Source organism: Roseovarius sp. CAU 1744, assembly GCF_039839345.1.
Lineage (GTDB): Bacteria > Pseudomonadota > Alphaproteobacteria > Rhodobacterales > Rhodobacteraceae > Roseovarius.
Window position 1 is genome coordinate 542,292 of record NZ_JBDOQV010000001.1, and the last position, 25,540, is coordinate 567,831.

Consider the following 25,540-nt stretch of genomic DNA (forward strand, 5'->3'; position numbering starts at 1 on the left):
GGGCCGTGAACGGTCATGATACTGCAAAGGGTCAGCCTGACAACCAACGCAAAACGCCGCCCCGGTTTCGGAGCGGCGTTCCGGTCTTGATACGCTTGCTGGTCTGGATCAGAAGCCCAGGCCGGCGTATTTGTTCTTGAACTTCGACACGCGGCCGCCGGCATCCATCAGGCGGGTGCCGCCACCGGTCCAGGCGGGGTGCACGGTCGGATCGATATCCAGGCTCAGTTGATCGCCTTCCGCGCCGTAGGTCGAGCGGGTCTGGAACACGGTGCCATCGGTCATCTTGACGTCGATGATGTGGTAATCGGGGTGGATGTCTTTTTTCATCGTGGCCTTCCTTACGCTTGCGCGCCCTTGCGGGGCTTGTAGTTGGCATTCTCTGCGATACGGGCCGATTTGCCGCGACGCGAGCGCAGGTAATAAAGCTTGGCGCGGCGCACACGACCGCGGCGCACAACCTCGATGCTGTCGATATTGGTCGAATAGAGCGGGAACACGCGTTCGACGCCCTCGCCAAAGGAAATCTTGCGGACGGTGAACGATCCGGCGATGCCCGACCCGTTGTTACGGGCGATGCAGACACCTTCGAAATTCTGAATACGGCTACGGGTGCCTTCGGTTACCTTGTAGCCCACGCGCACGGTGTCGCCGGGTTTGAAATCGGGAATTTCCTTCCCGAGCGAGGCGATTTGTTCCGCCTCAAGCTGAGCGATAAGATCCATCGCTTCTACTCCTGATCTGCTTGCGGTTTTGTCCCGCAAAGGTTTGGCGCGTCCTCAGAGCTTTGGGTCTTCTTCCGGGTCCACCAACAAGTGCCCGCCCAAGGTACAGGTCGTCGTTATCTGTTCGTCTGCCGGCCGGGCGGACCGCCAGAGCCGAAGAAGGCCCGGGCGAATGGGTGCCATACCAAACAGGTCCAGAGCCGCCAAAGGCGATTCCAGACAGGCGGGGTATAGGCGGGAATGGCCGGCGGATCAACCCCGGAGTTCGTGGATGGCGGGCCGCGACGGAAGGCCGCGGAACCCGGCTGCGGCACACATCCGTGTGATCGGCGCGCCGGGGGATTGTCAGTGCCTGCTGGGCGTCCATATTGTCGGGGAAAACGCACGCTGACGCATGGCCCCCGATTGACGCATGACATTGAATTTACCCGGCTGACCGAGGTCACGCCCGACGAGATAATCGCGCATATGTCCGATCCGCGTGTCGCCCGGCACATGCCGCTTCTGACCTTCAGCTGGGATCGGGCGGCTGTTGCCGCCTTCGTCACCCGGAAAGAAGCCTGCTGGCGCCGCGACGGGCTGGGTCACTGGGCCATAATTTGCAACGGCAGCTACGTCGGATGGGGCGGTTTCCAGAAAGAGGGGAGCGAGTGGGATTACGGCCTGGTACTGACGGCCGGGGCTTTCGGCCTGGGCGCGCGCATCACCCGTAAGGCTTTCGATGTCGCCAGGGCAGACGCGCGCATCCCCTTCGTGACGTTCCTGCTGCCCCCCTCGCGCAAGAATCTCGGGGCGCTGCAAAGGATGGGCGCCCGGTTCATCGGGGAGGTCGATTACGACGGGGCGCGGTTCCTGAAATACCGGATCGAGACCGCCTGACGCCACAGATCGCCGGGGCAGCGCTCAATGCCGTCGCGGGTCAGCCGGATACACACCCAACATGGTCACCTGGGATGTGAAGTAATCCAGCTCCTCCAGCGCCAGCTTGACGCCCGGGTCTTCGGGATGCCCTTCGATATCGGCATAAAACTGCGTGGCCGCGAAAGACCCGCCGACCATGTAGCTTTCAAGCTTGGTCATGTTGATACCGTTCGTGGCAAAACCGCCCATCGCCTTGTATAGCGCGGCCGGGATGTTGCGGACCTGGAAGACAAAGGTGGTCATCATCCCGTCATCGCCCCGGCGCGTATAGTTCGGATCGCGGGACATCACCAGAAAGCGCGTCGTGTTGTTGCCCTCGTCCTCGATATGGCGGGCCAGCACGTCGAGCCCGTAGATCTCGCCCGCCAGTTCGCTGGCCAGCGCCGCCATGCTGGGATCGCCCGCGTCAGCCACGTGATGCGCGGAACCGGCAGTGTCCGCGCCCGTGACCCGCTGAATGCCCTGTTCGGCAAGGTAATCGCGGCACTGGCCCAACAGCATCGTGTGGCTCATTGCAAACTTGATCTGCGATAGTTTGGTGCCGGGCAGGGCCAGCAGGTTGATATGCACCCGCACAAACGCCTCGTCGATGATATGCAGCCCGCTTTCAGGCAACAGGTGGTGAATATCCGCCACCCGCCCGAAGGTCGAGTTTTCCACCGGCAGCATCGCCAGATCCGCGCGGTTCTCGCGCACGGCGGCGATGGCATCCTCGAATGTGCGGCAGGGCAGGGCCTCCAGTTCCGGGTAGGTTTCGTGGCAGGCCTGATGCGAATAGGCACCCAGCTCACCCTGAAAGGCAATGCGCTTGGTCATTTACGGCGTTTCCTGTCAATTTGTGCCGGGTCGGGCGTTTGGTCGCGGAAACTACACCTTGCGCCCGTCTAGGGGAAGCGGATAGATACCAGACAAAGATTCATATGGAAACGGGCCCATGTTCGATACGATGACACTTACCAAAGCCGTTGGCAGCCTTTGCGGAGCGTTGCTGATTTTACTGTTGGGTAAATGGGCAGGAGAGCTGCTTTATACGACCGGCGGCGGGCATGGTGATGGTCATGGGCAGGCCTACGTGATTGACACCGGATCCGACGATCAGGGTGCTGGTGACGCCGAAGAAGGCCCCTCGATTGCCGAGCTTTGGGCCGCGGCGGACGTGGAAAAAGGCGCCAAGGTTTTTGGCAAGTGCAAGGCATGCCACAAGGTCGAAGACGGCGCCAATGCAACCGGGCCTTACCTCTATGGCGTGGTCGGCCGGGATGTCGCCAGTGTGGCCGGGTTTGGCTACTCCAGCGGTCTGGCGGAATCGGCGGATGTCTGGACCCCGGAAACGCTCAGCGCGTTCCTGGAAAACCCCAAAGGCTATGCGCCGGGCACCACGATGGCCTTTGCCGGCCTGAAAAAGGCCACCGACCGGATCAACGTTATCGCCTATCTGGACCAGACCGATGGCGATACCTATGAGATGGCCGCACCCGAAGCCGCCGCCGAGCCCGAAGCCGCCGCCGAGGAAGAGGCAGCGGTTGAAGAACAGGAAGCCAGTCAAGAGACTGCCGCGGCTGAACCGGCAGCGGAAGCACCCGAGACGGGCGAAACCGAGGCTGCTGAGGAAGAACCGGCCGCCGAGGAAGCTGCCGCAGCCACCGGTTTCGCGGCGATGGTCGCCAGCGCCGATCCGGCAGACGGTGAGAAGGTCTTCAGGAAGTGCAAGGCCTGCCACAAGTTGGAAGACGGCGCGAACGGCGTCGGCCCGCATTTGTACAATCTGCTGGGTCGTGACATCGCCAGTGTCGATGGGTTCAACTATTCCGACGGGCTGGCGGGGAACGACGGCGCATGGACCGAGGATGAACTCAGCGCGTTTCTTGAGAAACCGAGAGAATATGCGCCGGGCACCAAGATGAGCTTTGCCGGTCTGCGCAAGGAAGAGGACCGCGCCGCCGTCATCGCCTATATCCAGAGCGCCGGGCAATAAACCCGAAAATTTAACGGCAAAGGGCCGCCTGTCTTGCCGGACAGGCGGCCCTTTTGCGTTGCAGTCCCATGATTTCACGCACTGTTCAACTTTCCGCGCTTGAACAGCCACCCATGCCTCCTTTAGCTTGCCTTCAACCGCCGTGAACCCACATCAAGAGGCGGAAAAGAGGAGACCAGTATGACCGGACCACGCCACCGGGCCGACACCCGGGCGCCTGCGCCGGCAGCGTGCTTCAATCTTGTGACAGGTGTTATGGGTCTCGTGATCGCGACCCTGATCGCCCATAGCGCCCTTGCTGACGAAGATATCATCCGCAGCCATGGCTACTCTTATTTCGGTGAACTGAGCTATCCACCCGATTACAAGCATCTGAACTATGTAAACCCCGAGGCACCCCGCGGCGGCGAAATTTCGATCGCGGTGTCGGGAACCTTCGACTCGATGAACCCCTATTCGCGCAAGGGCCGCGCTTCGGCGCTATCCTCGTCCATGTACGAAAGCCTTCTGGGTGAGATCCTTGCCGGCAGCGGCGCATTGCCCGCCGATGTCTCTGGCGAATATTACGGCTTGCTGGCGCACAGCATCGAATATCCCGAAAGAAAGGATTGGGTGATCTTTCGAATGCGTCCCGAGGCACGGTTCTCCGACGGCACGCCGGTGACGGCGCATGATGTCTATTTCAGCCACAAGCTGCTGCTGGAACAGGGCCTGCAATCCTACGCCGAAGCGGTCAAGGTGCGCGTTCCGGACGCCGAGGTGATCGACGATCACACCATCAAATTCTACTTTGCTGACGGTTTCTCGCGTCGCAGCCTGATCGAAACGGTTGGTTTCACCTCGGTCTGGTCGCGCAAATGGTATGAGGAAACCGGCGCCAAGCTGAATGAAAGCAGGTTCGAGGTCTCGCCCGGCTCGGGCCCGTATGTGGTCGACGAGGTGGTGCCCAACCGAAGGGTCGCCTTCAGGCGCAACCCAGACTATTGGGGCTGGCACCTGCCGATCAACCAGGGGCGCCACAACTTTGACCGCATTCGGCTTGAGTATTTTGCCGATGCCACGGCCGCGTTCGAAGCGTTCAAGGCAGGCGAGACCACCTACAGAACCGAATCCGACCCCAAGAAATGGGCCACCGCCTATGATTTTCCCGCGCTGCGCCGCGGCCAGGTGGTGCGCGAGGAATTGCGCGATGGCAATCCGCCGACGATGGGCGGCATCGTTTTCAACCTTGGCAAAGAGGTTCTTAAAGACGTTCGCGTGCGCAAGGCTATCGCGTTGGGGTTCAATTTCGAATGGACCAACCAGTCGCTGTATAACGGGCTCTATGCGCAGCAGAAATCCTTCTCGGACGGCACGCCGCTTGAGGCAAAGGGCGTCCCGACTGCAGAGGAGATCGCGTTTCTTAAGTCTCTCGGTGATGTGGTCCCGCCCGAGTTGCTGACCGCGCCCGCCATCGTGCCCCATAGCTCGGCCCCGGATCGGCTGCTGCCGCGCAAGAACCGCCGCGAGGCGGAACGGCTCTTGGATGAAGCGGGGTGGAGGGTCAACGAGGGGCGGCGCGAGAATGCCGATGGCAAACCCCTGCGCGTCACCTTCCTGTTTAACGCAACCGCCGATCCCACGTCGAAATCCATCGTTGTCAGCTTCATGGCCAATCTCAGGGTCATGGGGATCGATGCGCGGTTGGATGTTGTCGACGATTCCCAGTACACCGTGCGCGAGAGAGACCGCGACTATGATCTGATCCTGGACAGGTATCCGTCCCTTACGGGTACCGGCGCCGGTTTGATCCAGCGCTTCGGTTCGGCCGATGCGGCATACAGCCTGTTCAACCCGGCCGGCCTTGCCAGCCCGCTCGTCGATGCGGTGATCGAAAAATCGCTCTACACGACCAGTCAGGCCGAAGAAGATCTTGCCGTTCGCGTGCTGGACCGGGTGCTGCGCCACGAGTTCTTTCTGATACCGACGGGATATGTCCCCGATCACCTGGTGGCCTATTGGGATATGTATGACCATCCCGAGGTTCAGCCGCCATATGCCCTAGGAACGCTGGATTTCTGGTGGTACAACTCGGAAAAAGCCAAGGCATTGATAGCCTCGGATGAATCGAGTTGAGGTAGAGCAGGAATGGGCGCCTATATCCTTCGCAGGCTTCTGCTGATCATACCGACGCTTCTGGGCATCATGATCATCAACTTCACGCTGGTGCAGTTCGTCCCCGGCGGTCCGGTTGAACAGGTCATTGCGCGGATGCAGGGCGAAGGCGACGTTTTCGGCGGCTTCGCCGGCGGGGGTGAGGACGTGACGCTGTCGGGTGCGGATGAAAGCTCGGATTACCTGGGCGCGCGCGGACTGCCGCCGGAATTCATCGCCGAGCTCGAGGCGCAATACGGGCTGGACAAGCCGCCGCTGGAACGTTTCGTCGGCATGATCTGGGATTACATGCGTTTCGACTTCGGCGAGAGCTATTTCAAGAAACAGTCGGTGATCGACCTGGTGGTGGACAAGCTGCCCGTCAGTGTCACGCTGGGGCTTTGGTCGACCCTGATCGCCTACCTGATTTCGATCCCGCTGGGCATCCGCAAGGCGGTGCGCGACGGATCGAGATTCGACAGCTGGACCAGCGGCGTCATCATCGCCGCCTATGCGATACCGGGGTTTCTGTTTGCCATCATGCTGCTGGTCCTGTTCGCTGGCGGCAGTTACTGGCAAATCTTTCCGCTGCGGGGCCTGACCTCGGATAACTGGGATCAGCTGAGCGCCTTCGGCAAGGTTGCGGATTACCTCTGGCATATCGTGCTGCCGGTGCTGGCCTCGTCGATCGCCGGGTTCGCCACGCTGACCCTTCTGACCAAGAACAGCTTTCTCGACGAGATCGGCAAACAATATGTCATCACCGCCCGCGCCAAGGGGCTGAGCGAAAAACGCGTGCTTTACGGTCATGTTTTTCGCAACGCGATGCTGATCGTCGTCGCGGGGTTCCCGGCGGCCTTCATCGGCGTGTTTTTCGGCGCCAGCATCCTGATCGAAACCATCTTTTCGCTGGACGGTCTGGGCCGACTGGGTTTCGAGGCTGCCATCGGCCGCGATTACCCGGTGATGTTCGGCACGCTCTTCATCTTCAGCCTGATCGGCCTGACCGTGGGGATCATCACCGATCTGATGTATGTGCTGATCGACCCGCGCATCGACTTTGAGAAGAGGGCGGGCTGAATGGCGCTGTCTCCGCTGAACCAGCGCCGCTGGCGCAATTTCCGCCGCAATCGCCGCGCCTTCTGGTCGCTGATCATCTTCGCGGTGCTGTTTGCCGTGGCCCTGCCGGCCGAGTTTGTCGCCAATGACAAGCCGATCCTGGTCAAGTATCGCGGCGAGTTCTTCACGCCGGTTCTCAATTTCTACCCCGAAACCGCGTTTGGCGGCGATTTCGAGACCCAGGCCGTCTATCGCGACCCCGAGGTCGAATGCCTGATCGTCTCGGGCGGTTTGCAGGAGTGTTTCGATGACCCCGCGGGCATCATCGAAGATGCCAGGGACGGTACCGTGAATGGCGAGAAGATCGCAAAGGGCTGGACGCTCTGGCCGCCCATCCCCTTCAGCTTTGACACACCGGTGGACCGGCCCGGAGCCGCGCCACTGTCACCCAATGGGCAGAACTGGCTGGGCACCGATGACACCAAGCGGGACGTGCTGGCGCGGGTGATTTACGGGTTCCGCCTGTCGGTGCTGTTCACGCTGACCGTCACGTTTTTCTCCAGTATCATCGGCGTCTTTGCCGGTGCGATTCAGGGCTATTTCGGTGGGCGGCTGGACCTGATATTTCAGCGGGTCATCGAAATCTGGCAATCGACCCCGCAGCTTTATGTCATCATCATCCTGTTCGCGATCCTGCCGCGCGGTTTCTGGGTGCTGGCGGGGATCATGATCTTCTTCGGCTGGGTGGCGCTGGTTGGTGTAGTGCGGGCCGAGTTCCTGCGCGCCCGCAACCTGGAATATGTCCGCGCGGCAAAGGCGCTTGGCGTTTCGAACATGAAGATCATGTTCCGCCACATGCTGCCCAACGCGATGGTCGCTACGCTGACCATGATGCCTTTCATCGTGACCGGTACCATCGGCAGCCTCGCCTCGCTCGATTTCCTGGGTTTCGGCCTGCCCTCCACCGCGCCGTCGCTGGGTGAGCTAACCTTGCAGGCCAAGCAGAACCTGCAGGCGCCCTGGCTGGCCTTCACCGCGTTCTTCACCTTTGCCATCATGCTGTCGCTGCTGGTGTTCATCTTCGAAGGGGTGCGCGATGCGTTCGACCCCAGAAAGACCTTTGAATGAGCGTGCTTGAGGTTCAGGATCTGAAGGTTTCCTTTCGGCAGGACGGCGCGATGGTGCCCGCGGTCAGGGGGGTATCCTTCACCGTCGACCGGGGCGAGACCGTGGCGCTGGTGGGCGAAAGCGGTTCGGGCAAATCCGTAACCGCGCTCAGTACCGTGTCGCTGCTCGGGGGGTCTGCGCAGGTCGACGGGTCGGTCACCTATGACGGCCAGCAGATGATCGGCGCCGATGCAAAGCTGCTGCACAAGGTGCGCGGCAACGATATCAGCTTCATCTTTCAGGAGCCAATGACATCGCTCAATCCGCTGCACACGCTGGAAAAACAGATCCGCGAGTCGCTGGAGCTGCACCAGGGCATATCGGGTGACGCGGCGCGCGCGCGGATTGTCGAATTGCTTGAAAGGGTCGGTGTCCGCGACGCCGAAAGCCGGCTGGGTGCCTATCCGCACCAGCTCTCGGGTGGGCAGCGGCAGCGGGTCATGATCGCGATGGCGCTGGCCAACAAGCCCGACATCCTGATCGCCGATGAACCCACCACCGCGCTGGACGTGACCATTCAGGCGCAGATCCTTGATCTGCTGGCCGAGCTGAAGCGCGAAGAGGGGATGGGGCTGTTGTTCATCACCCATGATCTGGGGATCGTCCAGCGCATCGCCGACCGGGTCTGCGTGATGAAAGACGGTGAGATCGTCGAAACCGGCCCCACCGCCGAGATTTTCGCCAACCCGCAGCACGCCTATACCCAGAAACTGCTGGGCGCGCGCGCCGCCGGAGAGCCGGAGCCGGTACCCGCCGGTGCCGACACGCTGATCGAAACAGACGCCCTGCGCGTGTGGTTTCCAATCCAGCGCGGTTTTTTCAAACGCACGGTGGGGCATGTCCAGGCGGTGAACGAGGCCAGCATTACCGTGCGCGCGGGTGAGACGCTGGGGATCGTGGGCGAAAGCGGGTCGGGCAAGACCACGCTGGCGCTGGCGCTTATGCGGCTGATCGATTCGCAAGGTGATATGCGTTTCGACGGGCAGGATGTCAGGGCATGGTCCACCCGCGAACTGCGCCGCCGACGGGCGGATATGCAGATCGTCTTTCAGGATCCGTTCGGCAGCCTCAGCCCCCGCCTTACCTGCGAGCAGATCATCGCCGAGGGGTTGGGGGTACACGGCAACCCCGACGGGCGCCCCGTGCGCGAACTGGTGGCAGAGGTGATGCGCGAGGTCGAGTTGAACCCCGAGATGATGGACCGCTATCCGCATGAGTTTTCCGGCGGGCAGCGGCAGCGTATCGCCATCGCCCGGGCGATGATCCTCAGGCCGAAACTGGTGGTACTGGACGAGCCGACATCGGCGCTCGACATGACGGTGCAGGTGCAGATCGTTGACCTGCTGCGGCGGCTGCAGATGAAATACGGTCTTGCCTACCTGTTCATCAGCCATGACCTGAACGTGGTGCGCGCGATGAGCCACCGGGTCATGGTGATGAAAACGGGCGACGTGATCGAAACGGGCGAGGCGCAGGATCTGTTCGACAATCCAAAGACGGAGTATGCGCGTACCCTGCTGCACGCTGCCCTTGACCTGACGGCCTGACGCATGCCCCTGACGCGCCCCTGCAGCCTTGAGGAAATGTGCCGCCGTGATGTGCATTTCGTGACCGACGAAAGCTATCGGCGCGGCCTCAGCTATCGCCCGGACGAAAGCGACATCTTCATTTCGCCCTACTCCAAGTGCGGCACGACCTGGATGCAGCAGATCGTGCACGGGCTGCGCACGGGCGGGTCGATGGATTTCGATGAGATCACCGAGGTTGTCCCCTGGCTGGAACTGGCCCACGACATGGGCTGGGACGTGAACGCCGATCAGGTCGCGCACCCCCGTGCTTTCAAAAGTCACCTGCGTTGGGATGAAATCCCCAAGGGTGGCCGCTATATCGTGGTGCTGCGCGATCCGGTCGATGCGATGGTATCGCTCTTCAGGTTTCTCGACGGATGGCGGTTCGAGTCAGGATCGGTTTCGATCGATGAATTCGCAGCCTATTATCTTTCGCGCCCTGACGGCGACAACTACTGGAGCCACGCGGCTTCGTGGTGGCGCCAGCGCGCGCGGCCCGATGTCTTGCTTCTGTCCTTCGAGGGGATGAAGCGTGATCTGCCCGGAACGGTTGACAATGTCGCGGGTTTCATTGGCGTTTCGGATGACCCGGCGCTGCGTGATCTGGTGGTGAAACAGGCCGGCTTCGAGTTCATGAAGGCGCATGGTCGGCAGTTTGATGACCACCTGTTGCGCGCGGCCCGAGATCGCGCCTGCGGTCTGCCCTCTGACGGGACAACTACAAAGGTGTCGACCGGCGGCGTGGGTGCGGGCCGGCCGCTTGTCAGCGACGCGGTGCACGCGCAGTTTCTTCGGCGCTGGCAGGACGTGATGACCGCCGGGTTCGGCCTTGCCTCTTATCCGGACCTGCTGCGCGAGCTTGGCTGAGTCAGATTGCCGCGCTATGGCCCGCCTTGCTCAGGTCATAGGCATCGAGGCTGCGCGCGATCATGCGGGTCAGCATCCGCGCGTCGGGCGGGATGCTCAGCCCGGTCTCGTCATGGATCAACAGGCCATCGAATGCCTGTGCCGTGTCGGCCAGCAGACCTGACAGGGTTGCCCCGGAGATGCTGAATCGTTCACGAATCTCGGCTGCGTCTATCCTGAAATCACACATCAATGCCTCGATCATGCGGCTGCGCATCTTGTCGTCGGCGGTGAATTCATGCCCGCGCGTGGTCGAGAACTGACCCGCGCGGATCGCGGCAGTATGGGCACCCGTTGCAGGTGCGTTCTGGGCGTAGCCTTGCGGAAAGCGCGAAATCGCAGAGGCGCCGACCCCGATCAGCACTTCGGCGGTATCATCGGTGTACCCCTGGAAATTCCGCCGCAGCCGCCCGGTTTTCCGGGCCGTGCTCAGCCCGTCCTCGGCGGTGGCGAAATGGTCGATGCCAATTTCCGTGTAATGATCCCACAGGAACAGTCTGCGCGCGGTGTCATACAGCGCCAGCCGTTCCTCTGGCGTGGGCAGCGCATCGGACGGGATCAGCTGCTGGCGCTTGGCCATCCAGGGCACATGCGCATAGCCATACAGAGCGACCCGGTCCGGATATAGCGACAGCAGTTTCTGCACGCTTTCGGTAATTCGTGCGCGAGACTGATGGGGCAGCCCGTACAGGATATCGCAATTCAGGCTGGTAACGCCGCGGGCGCGGATCTCGTCCACCGCCTGGCGGGTGACCTCGTAACTTTGCAGCCGGCCAATGCTTTGCTGGATCGTTTCGTCGAAATCCTGCACCCCGATCGAGGCGCGGTTCATCCCCGCCGCCGCCAGCGCATCGAGCCTGGGCCCGTCGATTTCGTTCGGGTCGATTTCCACCGAAAACTCGGTTTCGCGGGTAAACGGTGCGACGTCTCGAATGGCGCCCGCAAGCTCCTCCATCATTGCGGGCGCCAGCAGGGTGGGCGTCCCGCCCCCCCAATGCAATCGCGAAAGACGTACACCCCGGGGCAGATGGGCGGCCAACATCCGCAGCTCGGCCTTCAGGGTGTCAAGATAGGCCAGCACCGGCTTGTCGGTTTGCGTCCCCTGCGTGCGGCAGGCGCAAAACCAGCACAGGCGCCGGCAGAACGGCACATGGACATAGAGGGATATTCGCGCATCCGGTTTGATGGCCCTTATCCAGCGTGTATATTTGGAGGAATCCACCGTGCGACTGAAATGCGGGGCAGTCGGATAGCTGGTGTAACGCGGTACCTTTGCGTCAAACAGCCCCAGTTTACCGAGTTGTGCTTTCGTAACCATATGAACACCGGTAAGACGATTTGACTGCATAAACTTTGACACAGATCAACTGAAAGAAAAGTGATCCCTCATGTTGAATCAGACACTGACGGCCGTTCCCCGGGATTGCGAAGATTGCCCGATCCGACATCGTGCGGTTTGCGCACGCTGCGAGGCGGACGAACTCGAGCAGCTGGACAAGATCAAGTATTACCGGAGTTTCGAGGCGGGTCAGACCATCATCTGGTCCGGGGATCAGATGGATTTCGTGGGTTCTGTCGTCAAGGGTATCGCCACCCTTACCCAAACCATGGAAGACGGTCGGACGCAAATGGTCGGTCTGCTTCTGCCCAGCGATTTCGTTGGCCGGCCCGGACGGGGCTCGGCAGCCTACAATGTCGTGGCCACGACCGATATGGTCATGTGCTGTTTCCGCAAGAAACCGTTCGAGGTGATGATGAGCCAAACGCCTCATATCGCGCAACGCCTGCTGGAAATGACACTGGACGAGCTTGACGCGGCGCGCGAGTGGATGCTTGTGCTGGGCCGCAAGACGGCGCGTGAAAAGATCGCGTCGCTCTTGTCAATCATCGCGCGGCGCAACGCCACGCTGAACCTCGCGGATGTGACCGGCTCGATGGTGTTTGACTTGCCGCTCACGCGTGAGGCGATGGCAGATTACCTGGGCCTGACCCTGGAAACGGTCAGCCGCCAGATTTCATCGCTGAAGAAGGACGGCATCATCCAGCTTGAAGGCAAGCGCCATGTCACCGTCCCCGATTTTGACCGCCTGCTTGCAGAGGCCGGTGACGACAGCGATGGCGGAATGCTGGCCTGACCAATCGGCCGTGCGCAGCGGCAGGCCGGTATCGGGAAACCGGTCTTTCAGCGTCAGAGATGGGTGTATTCGCGCCACGCCCGTCGGCGGGGTTTGACCCAAGCCCCCTATTCGCGGAAGGCATCATTGAACAGCGAATAGACCGCGCCACTGATCTCGCGCAGCAGCTTCACCTCCATGGCGCTGGCGAAGTCTTCGAAATCCGACGCGGTGACGACAAAGGCATTCCTGCCGCCGATCACGTGACGGCCGAAATAGCGGGTCAACCTTTTGTCATCCTCCTCGATGGCAAGCCCGTTGATCACGATCCCTTGTGACAGCAGCTTGCCGCGCGTCTCACGCAGGCGCCTTTCATCATCGGTTCGGCCGTTCCCGGCGATATCAATCACCTTGCGGCGTGCCGCACCGGGCGCGGCGTCCAGCAGCCGGGCCGAAAACTCCAGCCCGCTGTGGATCATCGTGCCTCCACCGGGCAGCTTGCGCGGCATGGCGGCGACCTCGTCGGCGAAGCGCGCAACATCCGCCCGGTCGGAAAGCACGGTCCAGTCCAGCCCCAGGGCCTGCCGCGTCACGCTGGACCATTGTACGACGGCAATCGCAACGCCGCCGGGCGCGCGATCAATCGCCGCGGCGACAAGCTCGGAGCGAAGCGCCTTGGCGGTGCCGAAACGCTGCAGGTCGAACTCTTCGTCATTCACGCTGGCCGACACGTCAAAGGCCAGGACCAGATGCAGCTCCATCCGGCCCTGCGCCACCCCGGGCCCTGGACAGGCGGTAAACCATAGCGTCAACGCGGCGATCACCATGAAGAGGCGGTCGTGTTTCACGGTGCCGCGCTTCTGCTGGAAGTACCCGATTTTCGCATGTTCGGCCTCTTTTTCCTCGCTTGGCGCGAACCATCGTCAACGCCTTGGAGTTGAGGCTTATCCAGCGCCGTGGTCAACCCATGTCAGTAGTGTTCACCCTAATGTGCCATCAGCATCGGAAAGGTCGCCTGTTCCAGCATGTTGCGTGTCGTGCCGCCGAATATCGCCTCGCGGAACCGGGAATGGCCATACGCGCCCAGTACTAGCAGGTCGGCGTTCACATCGGTCGCGTGTCGGGTCAGCACGTCCGAGACACGGGGCAGGGTCTTGGACAGCACATCGATTTCGGCCTTCACATCATGGCGCGCCAGGTATTGCGACAGCAGCCCGCCGGGATCCGACCGGGTTGGCCCGTGCGCGGGCGGATCGATGATCACGACGTGCACGATTTCCGCCTGTTTCAGCAGGGGCATGGCGGCGCGAACGGCGCTCAACGCCTCGGCCCCTTCATTCCAGCCGATCATGATGCGCTTCGGCCGGGTGTCCAGCGTTGCGCTCTCGGGCAGGATGATCGCGGGTGCCTGGCCTTCGAACAGCGCCGCCTCGATCACCGGTTCCAGTTCGGCGCCACGGCCCTCGCCATAGGGTTTGGGCAGGATCACCAGATCGGCAAACCGCGCCCGGGCCGAGACATGCCGCCCGATATCCGCCAGTTGGGCAACCGCCGATTCAACCGCCCACAGACAATCCGCGTTTTTCAGGTGCGCTTCGGCCCTCGCGGCAATCCGGCTGGCTTCCTCGCTGGCGCGGGTGATCGTTTCCTGCAGTACGATCGCGCTGGCACCGGCATAGTAAAACCCGGTTTGGGTGCGGTCGACGCCCAGGCAGAGCACATCCAGATGGGCACCGCAGGCGGCTGCCATCGCCGCTGCGTTGGTCAGGGTTTCTTCGGCAAGAGTTTCATTGGTCAATACGGTGAACAGGCATTTGTAAGTCATCTCGAAGCCCTCTTCTGTTGGGTTTGATCGCGCTCAGCATAGGAGCGCGCGGAAGCCCCGCCTTGATACGGGTCAAATTCGCCTCGCTGTCTTCTCGTCGCCGCACATAAGAATCTACACGAAGGTCGGCCTTCTTGATGCAGATCAAAGCATCACCCGCAGTCATCGCGCATCTAGCCGTTGTCTTAACGCGAACACGCGAATCCGTTGATTCGCAAGGACAGAGACGAAGGACTAGGAAAATGATGAACTATTTCAAGCTGATCGCGCTTGGCCTGATCACGCTGTTTGCGCTGATTGCGGCCAATTATGCACGCGATCTGGCCTATATGGTAAATGCGCTGACCATCGCGCTGGTGTCTGCGGGCATGTTCCTGTGGGTCTTGCGCAATACCGATGAGCCGGTCCGACAGGTCGACCTGTCGGGCGAGTATATGGATGGTGTTGTCCGCGCCGGTGTGATCGCGACCGCCCTTTGGGGCGTTGTCGGGTTTCTGGCAGGAACATTCATCGCCTTCCAGCTGGCTTTTCCGGAGTTGAATTTCGAGTGGTCGCAGGGGCTGGCCAATTTTGGGCGGCTGCGCCCGCTTCACACCTCGGCCGTGATCTTTGCCTTCGGCGGTAACGCGCTGATCTGCACGTCGTTCTACGTGGTACAGCGCACGTCGGCCGCCCGCCTCTGGGGAGGCAACCTGGCCTGGTTCGTCTTCTGGGGCTACCAGCTTGTCATCGTTCTGGCCGCGACCGGTTATTTGCTGGGCGCGACCCAGTCCAAGGAATATGCGGAGCCCGAATGGTATGTCGATCTGTGGCTGACCATCGTCTGGCTGGCCTATCTGGCCGTGTTTCTGGGCACGATCATCAAGCGCAAAGAGCCGCATATCTACGTGGCGAACTGGTTCTACCTTTCCTTCATCATCACCGTCGCGATGCTGCATGTGGTCAACAACCTGTCCATTCCCGTCAGCATCTTCGGTTCGAAATCCGTGCAGGTCTTTTCCGGCGTGCAGGATGCGATGGTGCAATGGTGGTATGGGCATAACGCCGTGGGTTTCTTCCTGACGGCGGGGTTCCTCGGCATGATGTACTATTTCGTGCCGAAACAGGCTGAACGCCCCGTCTTCAGCTACAAGCTCAGCATCATCCATTTCTGGGCGCTGATCTTTCTCTATATCTGGGCCGGTCCGCACCACCTGCACTATACCGCGCTGCCTGACTGGGCCTCGACCCTGGGCATGGTATTCTCGATCGTGCTTTGGATGCCGTCCTGGGGTGGCATGATCAACGGGCTGATGACGCTTTCGGGCGCCTGGGACAAGCTCAGGACCGATCCCATCATCCGCATGATGGTCATTTCCATCGGCTTTTACGGCATGTCCACCTTCGAGGGACCGATGATGTCGATCCGCGCGGTGAACTCGCTGTCGCATTACACCGACTGGACCATCGGCCACGTTCATTCCGGCGCGCTTGGCTGGAACGGCATGATCACCTTCGGCGCGCTCTACTTCCTCGTGCCGAAACTGTGGAACCGTGACCGCCTCTACAGTCTCGGCATGGTCAGCTGGCACTTCTGGCTCGCGACCATCGGCATCATCCTCTACGCCGCCTCGATGTGGGTGACCGGTATCATGGAGGGCCTGATGTGGCGCGAGGTCGACGCCAACGGCTTCCTGGTGAACTCCTTCGCCGACACCGTCGCCGCCAAGTTCCCCATGTATGTGGTCCGTGGCCTGGGTGGTGTGCTCTATATCGCCGGCGCCATCATCATGTGCGTCAACCTCTACCTGACCGTCAAGCGGAGCCCGGCCGTGGCGGCCGACAACGCCGCTGTGCCGGCCGAATAACGGAGGATCAGAGATATGGGAATTCTCGACAAACACCGCGTTCTGGAAAAGAACGTCACCCTACTTGCCATCTTTGCCTTCCTGGTCGTCACCATCGGCGGGCTGGTGCAGATCGCACCGCTTTTCTGGCTGGAAAACACGATTGAGGACGTGGAGGGCATGCGCCCTTACACGCCGCTCGAACTGGTTGGCCGCGACGTCTATGTGCGCGAAGGCTGCTACGTGTGCCATAGCCAGATGATTCGTCCGATGCGGGACGAGGTGGAACGCTATGGCCACTACAGCCTTGCGGCGGAATCGCAATATGACCACCCGTTCCAATGGGGATCGAAGCGCACCGGGCCGGACCTCGCGCGCGTCGGGCTGCGTTATTCGGACGAGTGGCATGTGGATCACCTGCGCGATCCGCAGTCGGTCGTGCCGGAATCGGTGATGCCGAAATACGGCTTCCTCGAGGATCGGCTGATCGACGGCAGATACATGCAGGATCGCCTGAGAACCGATCGGCTTGTCGGCGTGCCCTACACCGAAGAGATGGTTGAAAACGCCGTCGCCGATTTCCGCGCGCAGGCCGACCCCGACAGCGACTATGACGGGCTGGTCGAACGGTACGGAGACACGGTGCAGGTGCGCAATTTTGACGGTGCGGCCGGCATTTCCGAGGCCGACGCGCTGATCGCCTATCTGCAGATGCTGGGTACGCTGGTCGATTTCTCGACCTTCACGCCCGTGGCAAGCCGCTAAAGGGAGCGAGAAACATGGAAACCTATTCATTCCTGCGCGAACTGGCCGACAGCTGGGTATTGCTGATCCTGTTCACCTTCTTCGCGGGCGTCGTTTTCTGGGTGTTCCGGCCTGGATCCACCAAGGTCTACGATAACCCCGCGGGCATTCCCTTCCGGCACGAAGACAAACCCGCCGATGACAACGGCGCGGACGCCAAGGAGGCGTAAGAACCATGGACAAGAAATCGCAAATTCAAGAAGGCGATCCGAACACCACCGGCCATGAATGGGACGGCATCCAGGAGTTTGACAACCCGATGCCGCGCTGGTGGCTCTGGACCTTCTATGTAACCATCATCTGGGGCATCGGCTATACAATCGCCTATCCCGCCTGGCCCGGTATCTCATCAGCTACCGCCGGTCTGATGGGCTGGTCGACCCGCGCCAATGTGGCGGCGGACATCGCCCAGGCCGAGGCGGCAAATGCGGACATAAATGCCCGTCTGGCCAAGGTCGAGATGACCGAGATCGCCACGGACCCCGAACTGTCGGGTTATGCCACCTCGGCGGGCGCCGCCGTGTTCAAGACTTGGTGCGCACAATGCCACGGATCAGGCGCTGCGGGGGCCAAGGGATATCCCAACCTGCTTGACAACGACTGGCTCTGGGGGGGCGATATCGGGGCGATCCAGTTCAGTGTCAAACACGGCATCCGCAATGAAGACGATGACGAGGCGCGCTATTCGCAGATGCCCGCCTTTGGCGAAATTCTCGAGAAAGACGAGATTGCCGCTGTCACCAATTACGTGCTCTCGCTTGCCGGTGAGCCGCTGGAGGCTTCGCAAGTCGGGGCCGGGCAGACCGTGTTCATGGATAACTGTGCTTCGTGCCATGCCGATGACGGCACTGGCGACCGCGCACAGGGCGCGCCCAACCTGGCGGATGCCATCTGGCTTTACGGCGGTGATTACGAAACCGTTCTCGAGACCGTGACCTACAGCCGCTTCGGGGTGATGCCGGCGTGGTCAGAGCGCCTGACCGAGGCCGAGATCCGCGCCGTGTCGGCCTATGTGCACCAGCTGGGCGGCGGCGAGTAACCCTCAAACCGCCCTTTGAACGATCCAGCGCCACGCTCGGATCGGTTTGGAGGCACAGCAAAAAAAGAACACCCGCGGGGGGCTAACCCGCGGGTCAGGCACCGGCCCTTCCGTCCTGTTCGCGCGTTTCCTGGAAGGCCGGTGCCGCCCTGATCGGGCCGCGGGGGAGATTCCGCGGCCCTCTCTCGTTTTATGGGTCTGCTACGGTTTATCGTAACGTTTCAGCTGATTTTGTCACCAGGGGGTGCCTGCGCCAACGGCCGCCCCGCCACGGCCAACGCCGGTATCGACGACCCTGACCAACATTGGGCGCTGGCGGGGCGGGGCGCGGGTCAGTTCCCGCGGACGCCGGGGTGATGCGGGAAGTAGGAGGCATCGTGACGCTCGTCAAACCGGGTGTGATCACCCCAATGGTTGGAGGTGTCGGTTCGGGTGGCGGTATTGAAAGTTTTTGCAAATATTCCCAGCATGGTGTTTCCTTTCCGGGTTCTGGTTTCTGTATTGAATATTGCACTTAACCTGTCATTCTGCGACTCAGGAAAAATTCTAACGTGTAAGTTGAAATTACAAATGGATTGGCTTGGTTTCCCGCCACTCTCGTCACTTCGGGCGTTTTCAGCGCTGGCGGAGGCCGGCACTGCGGTGGCGGCTGGTGAGAAGCTCAATGTCAGCCATGCCGCCATCAGCCAGCAGATCAAGGCGCTCGAGTCGCATCTGGGCCTGACGCTGGTGGATCGCAGCGGTCGCAGCCTTGCCCTGACGACAGACGGTCAACAACTGGCCGAGGCGTTGGCGGAGGGGTTCGAAGGCATTTCGCGGACGATCAACATTCTGACCTGTGCCGATGCAGACCGGCCGCTGCAGATATCCACGACCCAACTGTTCGCGGTTGGCTGGCTCATGCCGAGGCTCCAGAGCTTTCAGGAAAGACACCCGGATATCAATCTGCTGATCAATCCGACCGCGCAGGTCGTCGACATGGAGGCGGGCGGCGTCGATGTCGCCCTGCGCTTTGGCGCCGGCCACTGGCCGGGGCTGGAAACCGAGCTTCTGATCCCGACCGATGTCGTTGTGGCCGCCGCACCGTCGCTGATCGGCGGCAAGACCTTTGAGGAACCCAAAGACCTTGTCGAACTGCCCTGGCTTCAGGAATTGGAGACATCTGATGTGCCCGACTGGCTGCGGCGCCACGAGGTCACGCATGACCGGCTGCGCACGATTCAACTGCCTGGCAACCTGATGCTGGAAGGTGCGCGGCGCGGGCAGGGGATCCTCATCGCCTCATTTTCCAATTTGCAGGCCGATATCGAGGCAGGAAAACTGGTTGAGCTGTTTCGGGATGCCGGGGACACGGGATATTTCATCGTCACCCGCCCCGGTGTGCTGCGCCCTTCGGCCAAGGCCTTCGTCAACTGGCTGCGGCGGCAGCGGAAAATAAACGGAAAAGGCAAATAGATCACTTTCAGACTCAGAATTTGACTCAGGTCAAAGTTCCGGGCGCTGCAACCTGAGACAACCGGCCTGACAGGATCCTGAAATATCGGAGTGATTCCGTGGCCGACAGCCAGCCCGACACGCCTCAAAGCCTCTACGCGCCCCGCGAGCCGATCTTTCCCAAGAAGGTCTACGGACGATTCCGTAACCTGAAATGGGTGATCATGGCGGTGACGCTTGGCATCTATTACCTGACGCCCTGGATCAGATGGGACCGCGGGGCGAACCTGCCCGACCAGGCCGTGCTGGTCGATCTGGCGAACCGGCGTTTCTTCTTCTTCTGGATCGAGATCTGGCCGCACGAGTTCTATTTCGTCGCCGGCCTGCTGGTGATGGCTGGGCTGGGACTGTTCTTGTTCACATCGGCGCTTGGCCGTGTCTGGTGTGGTTATGCCTGCCCGCAGACGGTCTGGACGGATCTCTTCATCCTGGTGGAACGCTGGATCGAAGGGGACCGCAACGCGCGTCTGCGCCTGCATCGCCAGAAGAAGTGGGATTTTCGCAAGTTCAGTCTGCGCCTGGTCAAGTGGATCAGTTGGCTGCTGATCGCCGTGGCGACCGGCGGCGCCTGGGTGTTCTATTTTGCCGATGCACCGACGCTGATGGCCGATCTTTTCACGCTCACTGCACATCCGGTGGCCTATACCACCGTTGCAATTCTGACCGGCACGACCTTTCTGTTCGGTGGCTTCGCACGCGAGCAGATCTGCATCTACGCCTGCCCCTGGCCGCGCATCCAGGCGGCGATGATGGACGAGGATACGCTGGTCGTGGGATATCGTGAATGGCGCGGCGAACCGCGCAAACATTCCGAGGCGGCCAAGGCGGGCGAAGCACAAGGCGACTGCATCGACTGCATGGCCTGCGTCAATGTCTGCCCGGTCGGCATCGACATTCGCGATGGCCAGCAACTGGAATGTATCACCTGCGCTTTGTGCATCGACGCCTGCGATGACATCATGGCCAAGATCGGCAAACCCCGCGGTCTGATCGACTACATGGCGCTGACCGATGAACAACATGAGCGGGCGGGCCGGCCCCCCAAACCCGTTATCAAGCATATCCTGCGCCCCCGGACACTGCTTTACACCGCGCTTTGGGCGCTGGTTGGCGTCGGCCTGGTCTTTGCCCTCTTTATTCGCGCGGAAATCGAAATGACTGTCGCGCCGGTGCGCAATCCGACCTTCGTTACCATGGCCGACGGGGCGATCAGGAACACCTATGAGGTGCGGCTGCTCAACAAGCATGGCGAGGATCGTTTCTTTCGCTTGTCCGCCGTGGGCGATCCGTCGCTCAGCCTGTCGCGAGAGGGGTCGGACTTCGATACGCTTCTGGTGCCCGCTGACAGCACGTACAATCAGCGTGTCTACATTCAGGCGCCTGCCGGGTCGGAACCGGCAACGAGCGACCGCAGCGATGTCCGGATCTGGGTCGAAGACATCACCAACGGCGACCGCGCCTACAAGGACACGATCTTTAACGGAAAGGGCAAGTGATGGCAGGGCGACAGATCACGGGACGGCAGGTGTTGGCGGGTTTTGTCGCCGCCTTCAGCCTGATAATCGGCGTCAATCTTGTGCTGGCCTGGAACGCGGTCAAAACCTTTCCGGGGCTCGAAGTCAGGAATTCCTACGTTGCCAGCCAGGAATTCGATGACCGCAAAGCTGCGCAGGAGGCACTGGGCTGGGTGATCAGGGCCGATCATGCGGATGGGGAATTGCGGCTGGCGATCACCGATCGGGCCGGCGATCCGGTCAGTGTGCAATCGCTTGACGCCACGGTCGGGCGCGCAACCCATGTCCATGACGACCAGAAACCGGAATTCACCTTTGATGGCGCGGCCTACACCGCGCCTGTCAGGCTGGCCGACGGCAACTGGAATATCCGCATGGTGGCCATCGCCGCCGATGGCACCGAATTCACGCAGCGCGTTGTGCTGGTGAAGAAATGACCGCCACCTTGCGCCCTGCCGTTTCGGCCTGTCCGGCCTGCGCTGCCGCCCCCACCGCGCAGGCTCTCGCCGACAGCGCCGGGCCACAGACCGCGCAGATCGCCCTGTCGCTGCCCACGATCCACTGTTCCGCCTGCATCTCCAAGATCGAACGCGGGCTGAACGCGCATCCCCTCGTCAACTCGGCCCGCGTGAACCTGACCCTGAAACGTGCGACGATAGCCGCCGCCGAGGAGGTTTCGGCGCAAGAGATGGTGCAACTGGTCGAAGGGCTGGGCTATGAGGCCCATGAACTGGATGCCGGGGCACTGAACGCCACGGCAACCGGCGAAGAGGGGCGTGACCTGCTGATGCGCCTGGCAGTTGCGGGCTTTGCCTCGATGAACGTGATGCTGCTGTCGGTCGCCGTCTGGTCGGGGGCAGAGGCCGCCACACGCGATCTGTTCCACTGGATCTCGGCGGCCATTGCCCTGCCGACGATCGCCTTTGCCGGGCAACCGTTTTTCCGAAATGCCTGGGCTGCATTGTCAAACCGGCAGCTCAACATGGATGTGCCGATCACCCTGGCGATATTGCTGGCGGTCGTGACCTCGCTGTGGGAGACATCCCTTTCGGGTGAACATGCCTATTTTGACGCGGCGCTGACACTGACCTTCTTTCTGCTGGCAGGCCGCTACCTGGATCACCGCACCCGCGCGATTGCCCGGTCGGCGGCCGAAGAACTGACCGCGCTGGAGGTGCCGCGCGCGATCCGCCTGACCGGCGAGCGCGAGGAAACGGTGATGGTGGCCGACCTGAAAGTTGGCGATACCATCCTGGTTCGCCCCGGTGGCAGGATGCCGGTGGACGGTGAGATCCTGACCGGAATGTCGGAACTGGACCGGTCCCTGCTGACCGGTGAGACCTTGCCCGTCGTCGCCGGACCGGGGCAGGCGGTCTCGGCCGGCGAGGTCAACCTGACCGGGCCATTGACCATACGCGCGACGGCCGTTGGCGCCGATACCTCGTTGCATCGCATGGCTGACCTGGTGGCCATCGCGGAATCCGGGCGCTCGCGCTATACCTCGCTGGCGGATAAGGCGGCCAAGCTGTACGCGCCCGGGGTGCACATCCTGTCGGCGCTCAGTTTCGCGGGCTGGTATCTCTATAGCGGTGATCTGCGCACCGCGCTCAACATCGCGGCGGCGGTGCTGATCATCACATGCCCCTGCGCATTGGGCCTTGCGGTTCCTGCCGTGACGACCGCCGCCTCCGGTCGCCTCTTTCGCCGCGGGATGCTGGTCAAGGACGCGACCGCGCTGGAACGGTTGGCACAGGTGGACACGGTGGTCTTCGACAAGACCGGGACGCTGACCGCCGGTACGCCGGAACTGACCAACCTGGACAAGCTGCCGCGGCAGGCGGTCGGGATCGCGGCCGCGCTCGCGCAAGGGTCATCGCATCCGCTGGCGCAGGCCATCCTTCGGGCGGCCCGACAGGCCGGGATCCCGGCGGCGCGGGTCGAGGCCGTGACCGAAGTGCCGGGTCATGGGGTCATGGGGAATTGGCAGGGGCAGGAGGTCCGCCTGGGCCGCGCCGCCTGGGCAGGCGCGCAAGGCCTTCGGGAAACGGCGACATTTCTTGCCGTCGGCGATGCGCCGGCCGTCGCCTTCATCTTTGCCGACCGCCTGCGCGATGGCGCCGCCGAGCTTGTCGAGACGCTGCGACAAAGCGGCAAGGAGGTGTATCTGATGTCCGGCGATACCACGCCTGCCGTCGAGGAGCTGGCCGCCCGTCTGGGTATTCGTCACTGGCTGGCCGAGGCGCTTCCCGCGGATAAGGCCGAGCACATTCAGGCGCTTGGCGACAAGGGCGCCAAGGTGCTGATGGTGGGCGACGGGTTGAACGACACGGCGGCGCTGGCGGCGGCGCATGTGTCGATTTCACCGGCCTCGGCGCTGGATGCGGCCCGGGTGGCCAGCGATATCGTTCTCCTGGGGGGGGATCTGTCGCCCGTGTCGGCGGGTTGTGACACCGCGCGGGCAGCGATACGGCGCATCCGAGAAAACTTCCGTATTGCCACGATCTACAATATCATTGCCGTGCCGCTGGCGGTGGCAGGGTTGGCCACGCCGCTGATCGCGGCGCTGGCGATGTCGACCAGCTCGATCACCGTGTCGCTGAACGCGCTGAGACTGAGATAGGGAAAATGAACGTTCTGTCCTACCTGATCCCGATTTCACTGGTCCTGGGCGGCATCGGGCTGATCGGGTTCATCTATACCGTCCGGTCAAACCAGTATGACGATCCGGAGGGCGACAGCCGCCGCATCCTGGATGACCAGTATGATAAACGCCCCAAGAAATAGGGCGTTCATGCAAGAGTAGCCAAAGGTCAGCGCGGCGGGTTCAACTGGGTCCGATCATGAAACAGGTGATTTGTTTGGCCTGAAGTCTGCGGCAGGCGAGGTCAGCCGTCTCGCGGGTTAGTCCCATGAAATTGGCGTCATAGCCGTTTGACCGGGCCACGACCTTGCGCAGGCTGCCATCCAGCGTGCTCATCTCGTTCAAGGCGGTTTGCAGCAATACCGAACGCGCCTTGTACTGGCTGGGGTAGCGGCCCACATTGATGCCCCAGTGCCGTCCGCCCGAGGTGGACAGCCGGGTCACGACCTCCTGGACCGGATCTTCTTGATCGGCCTTGGCGCTTACGATCGAGCCGGGCCGTGCCTTGGGCTGGACCATGCGAATGGTTGCCGCCTCGGCGCCGGTCGGCTTCTTCAGCTCTGCCACTTCTGCGCTTTGGGCTGCCATGACCGCCTTGTCGATATCCTCTTTGGCGGCCACCAGAACAGGCGTGTTCTCGGCGCGCGGGCGCAATGCCGGGCGCAGGCTTTTCTTGACCGCCGCCGCCGCGGCCAGGCGAACCGTCTTGCCGACGCCGCCGGGGGTGTCATTGCCGATCTTGCCGTAATATGCGGGCCGGGCGGGGCGGTGCACCGCAACGCGCGTTGGCGCGCGCTTGAAGCCAAGATCCAGCAACTCGGCGACTCTTGCATTGCGCGTCCGGGTGGAACGTCCGCCAAAGACGGTTGCGATGATGCGCTCGCGGCCGCGTTCGGCGCTGGCGACAAGATTGAAGCCCGCAGCGCGGGTGTACCCGGTCTTGATTCCATCGGCACCGCGATAGCTGGCCAGCAGTTTGCGGTTGGTATGATAAACGGTTTTCACACCGGCATTTGCCGTCATCCGGGAGAACAGGTTGTAATATTCGGGATAGTCGTAAAACAGGTGGCGGCCCAGCGTCGTCATGTCCCGGGCGGTTGACAGATGGCCCGATTCCGTCAGGCCATGCGCGTTCTTGAAGGTCGTACGCGTCATGCCCATTGCCTTGGCGGTGCGATTCATCCGGCGGGCAAATCGCGCCTCCGACCCTTCGATCGCCTCGGCCAGGGCGGTGGCGGCATCATTGGCAGACTTCACCGCAGCCGCACGGATCAGATAACGCAGGGCGATGCGCTGCCCGGCCTTCAGGCCCAGTTTGCTGGGCGGTTCGCTGGCAGCGTGTTTGGAAATCCGCACCTGGGTATCAAGGCTGATCTCGCCATTCTCGACCGCCTCGAAAACGATATAGAGGGTCATCATCTTGGTGAGGGATGCCGGGTGCAATCGTGTATCCGCATTTCGTGAATGCAGCACCTTGCCCGACCGTGCGTCGATCACCATTGCCGCATAGGGTGCCGCTGCCGCACTGAGCGGTACAATGACCAACATCCAGATTGTGGCCAACGCCACCAGACCCCAGCGGATCGGCTGTCTGCTCCGCGCCTTCATGAAACTGCTCTTTTCTGCCTCTCGCCGCCGATTTTTCGACTGGCTTTTGTTTTATCCTCTCAAGCTATCATAAGGATCTTCGTAAATAAAGCGTTCATTCCTAAGGAATTATTCCACGTTGTTACAGTGCGTCATCCAGATATTGCGGTTGTCCGGACCACCGTCCACCACCGGTTTGATTGTGGCGGCATTGTGGCAAACACATCGGACAAAAAAAGAGC

The 25,540-nt window shown here is 61.7% G+C and carries 25 protein-coding genes; 17 read left to right on the forward strand and 8 right to left on the reverse strand.

All coding sequences use genetic code 11. The annotated features are described in order from the left end of the window. Nucleotides 1-108: 108 nt before the first annotated feature. Both rpmE and rplS read right to left on the reverse strand, forming a co-directional pair. Nucleotides 109-330 (reverse strand): 50S ribosomal protein L31, encoded by a 222-nt coding sequence (gene rpmE, locus AAFO92_RS02645; RefSeq protein WP_347533096.1) that lies wholly within the window; start codon nucleotides 328-330, stop codon nucleotides 109-111. An 11-nt stretch (nucleotides 331-341) separates the two neighbouring features. Continuing rightward, a complete protein-coding gene (rplS, locus tag AAFO92_RS02650; RefSeq protein ID WP_347533097.1) occupies nucleotides 342-725 on the reverse strand; it encodes a 50S ribosomal protein L19 in 384 nt (127 codons plus the stop codon). Between the two features lie 405 nt (nucleotides 726-1,130). On the opposite strand from rplS, the gene AAFO92_RS02655 reads away from it, so the two are divergent. Continuing rightward, a complete protein-coding gene (locus AAFO92_RS02655) occupies nucleotides 1,131-1,604 on the forward strand; it encodes a GNAT family N-acetyltransferase (protein ID WP_347533098.1) in 474 nt (157 codons plus the stop codon). Nucleotides 1,605-1,628: 24 nt separating this feature from the next. Here AAFO92_RS02655 and AAFO92_RS02660 read toward each other — a convergent pair whose 3' ends face one another. Continuing rightward, nucleotides 1,629-2,462 carry a prephenate dehydratase gene (locus AAFO92_RS02660; RefSeq protein WP_347533099.1) on the reverse strand — a complete coding sequence of 278 codons (834 nt, stop codon included), beginning with the start codon at nucleotides 2,460-2,462 and terminating at the stop codon, nucleotides 1,629-1,631. Nucleotides 2,463-2,580: 118 nt separating this feature from the next. On the opposite strand from AAFO92_RS02660, the gene AAFO92_RS02665 reads away from it, so the two are divergent. From AAFO92_RS02665 to AAFO92_RS02690, 6 genes are all read left to right on the forward strand, one after another. Continuing rightward, nucleotides 2,581-3,621 carry a cytochrome c family protein gene (locus AAFO92_RS02665; protein ID WP_347533100.1) on the forward strand — a complete coding sequence of 347 codons (1,041 nt, stop codon included), beginning with the start codon at nucleotides 2,581-2,583 and terminating at the stop codon, nucleotides 3,619-3,621. 180 nt (nucleotides 3,622-3,801) lie between these two features. Further along, nucleotides 3,802-5,736 carry an extracellular solute-binding protein gene (locus AAFO92_RS02670; RefSeq protein ID WP_347533101.1) on the forward strand — a complete coding sequence of 645 codons (1,935 nt, stop codon included), beginning with the start codon at nucleotides 3,802-3,804 and terminating at the stop codon, nucleotides 5,734-5,736. Between the two features lie 12 nt (nucleotides 5,737-5,748). After that, nucleotides 5,749-6,834, forward strand: a complete 1,086-nt coding sequence (locus AAFO92_RS02675) for a microcin C ABC transporter permease YejB (RefSeq protein WP_347533102.1) — start codon at nucleotides 5,749-5,751, stop codon at nucleotides 6,832-6,834. Next, complete coding sequence (locus AAFO92_RS02680) at nucleotides 6,835-7,941, forward strand: ABC transporter permease (RefSeq protein ID WP_347533103.1); 1,107 nt, start codon at nucleotides 6,835-6,837, stop codon at nucleotides 7,939-7,941. It begins immediately after the preceding gene. Next, on the forward strand, nucleotides 7,938-9,527 hold the full coding sequence (locus AAFO92_RS02685) for an ABC transporter ATP-binding protein (protein WP_347533104.1): 1,590 nt from the start codon (nucleotides 7,938-7,940) through the stop codon (nucleotides 9,525-9,527). Before AAFO92_RS02680 ends, AAFO92_RS02685 begins: the two co-directional genes overlap by 4 nt. A gap of 3 nt (nucleotides 9,528-9,530) precedes the next feature. Then, nucleotides 9,531-10,415, forward strand: coding sequence for a sulfotransferase domain-containing protein (locus AAFO92_RS02690; protein WP_347533105.1), 885 nt, complete (start codon nucleotides 9,531-9,533; stop codon nucleotides 10,413-10,415). Between the two features lies 1 nt (nucleotide 10,416). Here AAFO92_RS02690 and hemN read toward each other — a convergent pair whose 3' ends face one another. Then, nucleotides 10,417-11,772 carry an oxygen-independent coproporphyrinogen III oxidase gene (gene hemN / locus AAFO92_RS02695; RefSeq protein WP_347533106.1) on the reverse strand — a complete coding sequence of 452 codons (1,356 nt, stop codon included), beginning with the start codon at nucleotides 11,770-11,772 and terminating at the stop codon, nucleotides 10,417-10,419. A 70-nt stretch (nucleotides 11,773-11,842) separates the two neighbouring features. Between hemN and AAFO92_RS02700 the strand changes: the two genes are divergently transcribed. Then, nucleotides 11,843-12,589 (forward strand): Crp/Fnr family transcriptional regulator, encoded by a 747-nt coding sequence (locus AAFO92_RS02700; RefSeq protein WP_347533107.1) that lies wholly within the window; start codon nucleotides 11,843-11,845, stop codon nucleotides 12,587-12,589. A 107-nt stretch (nucleotides 12,590-12,696) separates the two neighbouring features. Here AAFO92_RS02700 and AAFO92_RS02705 read toward each other — a convergent pair whose 3' ends face one another. Together AAFO92_RS02705 and AAFO92_RS02710 are read right to left on the reverse strand one after the other, a co-directional pair. Further along, a complete protein-coding gene (locus AAFO92_RS02705; protein WP_347533108.1) occupies nucleotides 12,697-13,416 on the reverse strand; it encodes a DUF1194 domain-containing protein in 720 nt (239 codons plus the stop codon). Between the two features lie 137 nt (nucleotides 13,417-13,553). Further along, nucleotides 13,554-14,393 carry a universal stress protein gene (locus AAFO92_RS02710; RefSeq protein WP_347533109.1) on the reverse strand — a complete coding sequence of 280 codons (840 nt, stop codon included), beginning with the start codon at nucleotides 14,391-14,393 and terminating at the stop codon, nucleotides 13,554-13,556. A 242-nt stretch (nucleotides 14,394-14,635) separates the two neighbouring features. On the opposite strand from AAFO92_RS02710, the gene ccoN reads away from it, so the two are divergent. The 4 genes from ccoN to ccoP are packed head-to-tail and all read left to right on the forward strand — an operon-like array spanning nucleotide 14,636 to nucleotide 18,062. Continuing rightward, nucleotides 14,636-16,240 (forward strand): cytochrome-c oxidase, cbb3-type subunit I, encoded by a 1,605-nt coding sequence (gene ccoN / locus AAFO92_RS02715; protein ID WP_347533110.1) that lies wholly within the window; start codon nucleotides 14,636-14,638, stop codon nucleotides 16,238-16,240. A 15-nt stretch (nucleotides 16,241-16,255) separates the two neighbouring features. Further along, a complete protein-coding gene (gene ccoO, locus AAFO92_RS02720) occupies nucleotides 16,256-16,984 on the forward strand; it encodes a cytochrome-c oxidase, cbb3-type subunit II (RefSeq protein WP_347533111.1) in 729 nt (242 codons plus the stop codon). Nucleotides 16,985-16,998: 14 nt separating this feature from the next. Then, nucleotides 16,999-17,193, forward strand: a complete 195-nt coding sequence (locus AAFO92_RS02725; RefSeq protein WP_347533112.1) for a cbb3-type cytochrome c oxidase subunit 3 — start codon at nucleotides 16,999-17,001, stop codon at nucleotides 17,191-17,193. A 5-nt stretch (nucleotides 17,194-17,198) separates the two neighbouring features. Next, nucleotides 17,199-18,062 (forward strand): cytochrome-c oxidase, cbb3-type subunit III, encoded by an 864-nt coding sequence (gene ccoP / locus AAFO92_RS02730; protein WP_347533113.1) that lies wholly within the window; start codon nucleotides 17,199-17,201, stop codon nucleotides 18,060-18,062. 332 nt (nucleotides 18,063-18,394) lie between these two features. Here the strand turns inward: ccoP and AAFO92_RS02735 are convergent, their stop codons facing one another. After that, nucleotides 18,395-18,532, reverse strand: coding sequence for a hypothetical protein (locus tag AAFO92_RS02735; protein WP_347533114.1), 138 nt, complete (start codon nucleotides 18,530-18,532; stop codon nucleotides 18,395-18,397). A 100-nt stretch (nucleotides 18,533-18,632) separates the two neighbouring features. Between AAFO92_RS02735 and AAFO92_RS02740 the strand changes: the two genes are divergently transcribed. From AAFO92_RS02740 to ccoS, 5 genes are all read left to right on the forward strand, one after another. Continuing rightward, nucleotides 18,633-19,517 carry a LysR family transcriptional regulator gene (locus tag AAFO92_RS02740; protein WP_347533115.1) on the forward strand — a complete coding sequence of 295 codons (885 nt, stop codon included), beginning with the start codon at nucleotides 18,633-18,635 and terminating at the stop codon, nucleotides 19,515-19,517. 98 nt (nucleotides 19,518-19,615) lie between these two features. Next, a complete protein-coding gene (gene ccoG / locus AAFO92_RS02745) occupies nucleotides 19,616-21,052 on the forward strand; it encodes a cytochrome c oxidase accessory protein CcoG (protein ID WP_347533116.1) in 1,437 nt (478 codons plus the stop codon). Beyond that, nucleotides 21,052-21,507 (forward strand): FixH family protein, encoded by a 456-nt coding sequence (locus AAFO92_RS02750; protein ID WP_347533117.1) that lies wholly within the window; start codon nucleotides 21,052-21,054, stop codon nucleotides 21,505-21,507. The genes ccoG and AAFO92_RS02750 overlap by 1 nt, the downstream gene beginning before the upstream one ends. Beyond that, nucleotides 21,504-23,690, forward strand: a complete 2,187-nt coding sequence (locus tag AAFO92_RS02755) for a heavy metal translocating P-type ATPase (protein ID WP_347533118.1) — start codon at nucleotides 21,504-21,506, stop codon at nucleotides 23,688-23,690. Before AAFO92_RS02750 ends, AAFO92_RS02755 begins: the two co-directional genes overlap by 4 nt. Before the next feature lie 5 nt (nucleotides 23,691-23,695). Beyond that, nucleotides 23,696-23,854, forward strand: a complete 159-nt coding sequence (gene ccoS, locus AAFO92_RS02760) for a cbb3-type cytochrome oxidase assembly protein CcoS (protein ID WP_347533119.1) — start codon at nucleotides 23,696-23,698, stop codon at nucleotides 23,852-23,854. Between the two features lie 40 nt (nucleotides 23,855-23,894). On the opposite strand, the gene AAFO92_RS02765 is transcribed toward ccoS, so the two are convergent. Next, the gene (locus AAFO92_RS02765) at nucleotides 23,895-25,319 is read right to left on the reverse strand and encodes a D-alanyl-D-alanine carboxypeptidase family protein (RefSeq protein WP_347533120.1); all 1,425 of its coding nucleotides are present in this window, start codon (nucleotides 25,317-25,319) and stop codon (nucleotides 23,895-23,897) included. Nucleotides 25,320-25,540: the final 221 nt, after the last annotated feature.

Coding starts and splice junctions, on each gene's coding strand:
- rpmE (WP_347533096.1), bottom strand. CDS start 330: ATGAAAAAAGACATCCACCCCGATTACCACATCATCGACGTCAAGATG.
- rplS (WP_347533097.1), bottom strand. CDS start 725: ATGGATCTTATCGCTCAGCTTGAGGCGGAACAAATCGCCTCGCTCGGG.
- AAFO92_RS02660 (WP_347533099.1), bottom strand. CDS start 2,462: ATGACCAAGCGCATTGCCTTTCAGGGTGAGCTGGGTGCCTATTCGCAT.
- AAFO92_RS02665 (WP_347533100.1), top strand. CDS start 2,581: ATGTTCGATACGATGACACTTACCAAAGCCGTTGGCAGCCTTTGCGGA.
- AAFO92_RS02670 (WP_347533101.1), top strand. CDS start 3,802: ATGACCGGACCACGCCACCGGGCCGACACCCGGGCGCCTGCGCCGGCA.
- AAFO92_RS02675 (WP_347533102.1), top strand. CDS start 5,749: ATGGGCGCCTATATCCTTCGCAGGCTTCTGCTGATCATACCGACGCTT.
- AAFO92_RS02680 (WP_347533103.1), top strand. CDS start 6,835: ATGGCGCTGTCTCCGCTGAACCAGCGCCGCTGGCGCAATTTCCGCCGC.
- AAFO92_RS02685 (WP_347533104.1), top strand. CDS start 7,938: ATGAGCGTGCTTGAGGTTCAGGATCTGAAGGTTTCCTTTCGGCAGGAC.
- AAFO92_RS02690 (WP_347533105.1), top strand. CDS start 9,531: ATGCCCCTGACGCGCCCCTGCAGCCTTGAGGAAATGTGCCGCCGTGAT.
- hemN (WP_347533106.1), bottom strand. CDS start 11,772: ATGGTTACGAAAGCACAACTCGGTAAACTGGGGCTGTTTGACGCAAAG.
- AAFO92_RS02700 (WP_347533107.1), top strand. CDS start 11,843: ATGTTGAATCAGACACTGACGGCCGTTCCCCGGGATTGCGAAGATTGC.
- AAFO92_RS02710 (WP_347533109.1), bottom strand. CDS start 14,393: ATGACTTACAAATGCCTGTTCACCGTATTGACCAATGAAACTCTTGCC.
- ccoN (WP_347533110.1), top strand. CDS start 14,636: ATGATGAACTATTTCAAGCTGATCGCGCTTGGCCTGATCACGCTGTTT.
- ccoO (WP_347533111.1), top strand. CDS start 16,256: ATGGGAATTCTCGACAAACACCGCGTTCTGGAAAAGAACGTCACCCTA.
- AAFO92_RS02725 (WP_347533112.1), top strand. CDS start 16,999: ATGGAAACCTATTCATTCCTGCGCGAACTGGCCGACAGCTGGGTATTG.
- ccoP (WP_347533113.1), top strand. CDS start 17,199: ATGGACAAGAAATCGCAAATTCAAGAAGGCGATCCGAACACCACCGGC.
- AAFO92_RS02735 (WP_347533114.1), bottom strand. CDS start 18,532: ATGCTGGGAATATTTGCAAAAACTTTCAATACCGCCACCCGAACCGAC.
- AAFO92_RS02740 (WP_347533115.1), top strand. CDS start 18,633: ATGGATTGGCTTGGTTTCCCGCCACTCTCGTCACTTCGGGCGTTTTCA.
- AAFO92_RS02750 (WP_347533117.1), top strand. CDS start 21,052: ATGGCAGGGCGACAGATCACGGGACGGCAGGTGTTGGCGGGTTTTGTC.
- AAFO92_RS02755 (WP_347533118.1), top strand. CDS start 21,504: ATGACCGCCACCTTGCGCCCTGCCGTTTCGGCCTGTCCGGCCTGCGCT.
- ccoS (WP_347533119.1), top strand. CDS start 23,696: ATGAACGTTCTGTCCTACCTGATCCCGATTTCACTGGTCCTGGGCGGC.
- AAFO92_RS02765 (WP_347533120.1), bottom strand. CDS start 25,319: ATGAAGGCGCGGAGCAGACAGCCGATCCGCTGGGGTCTGGTGGCGTTG.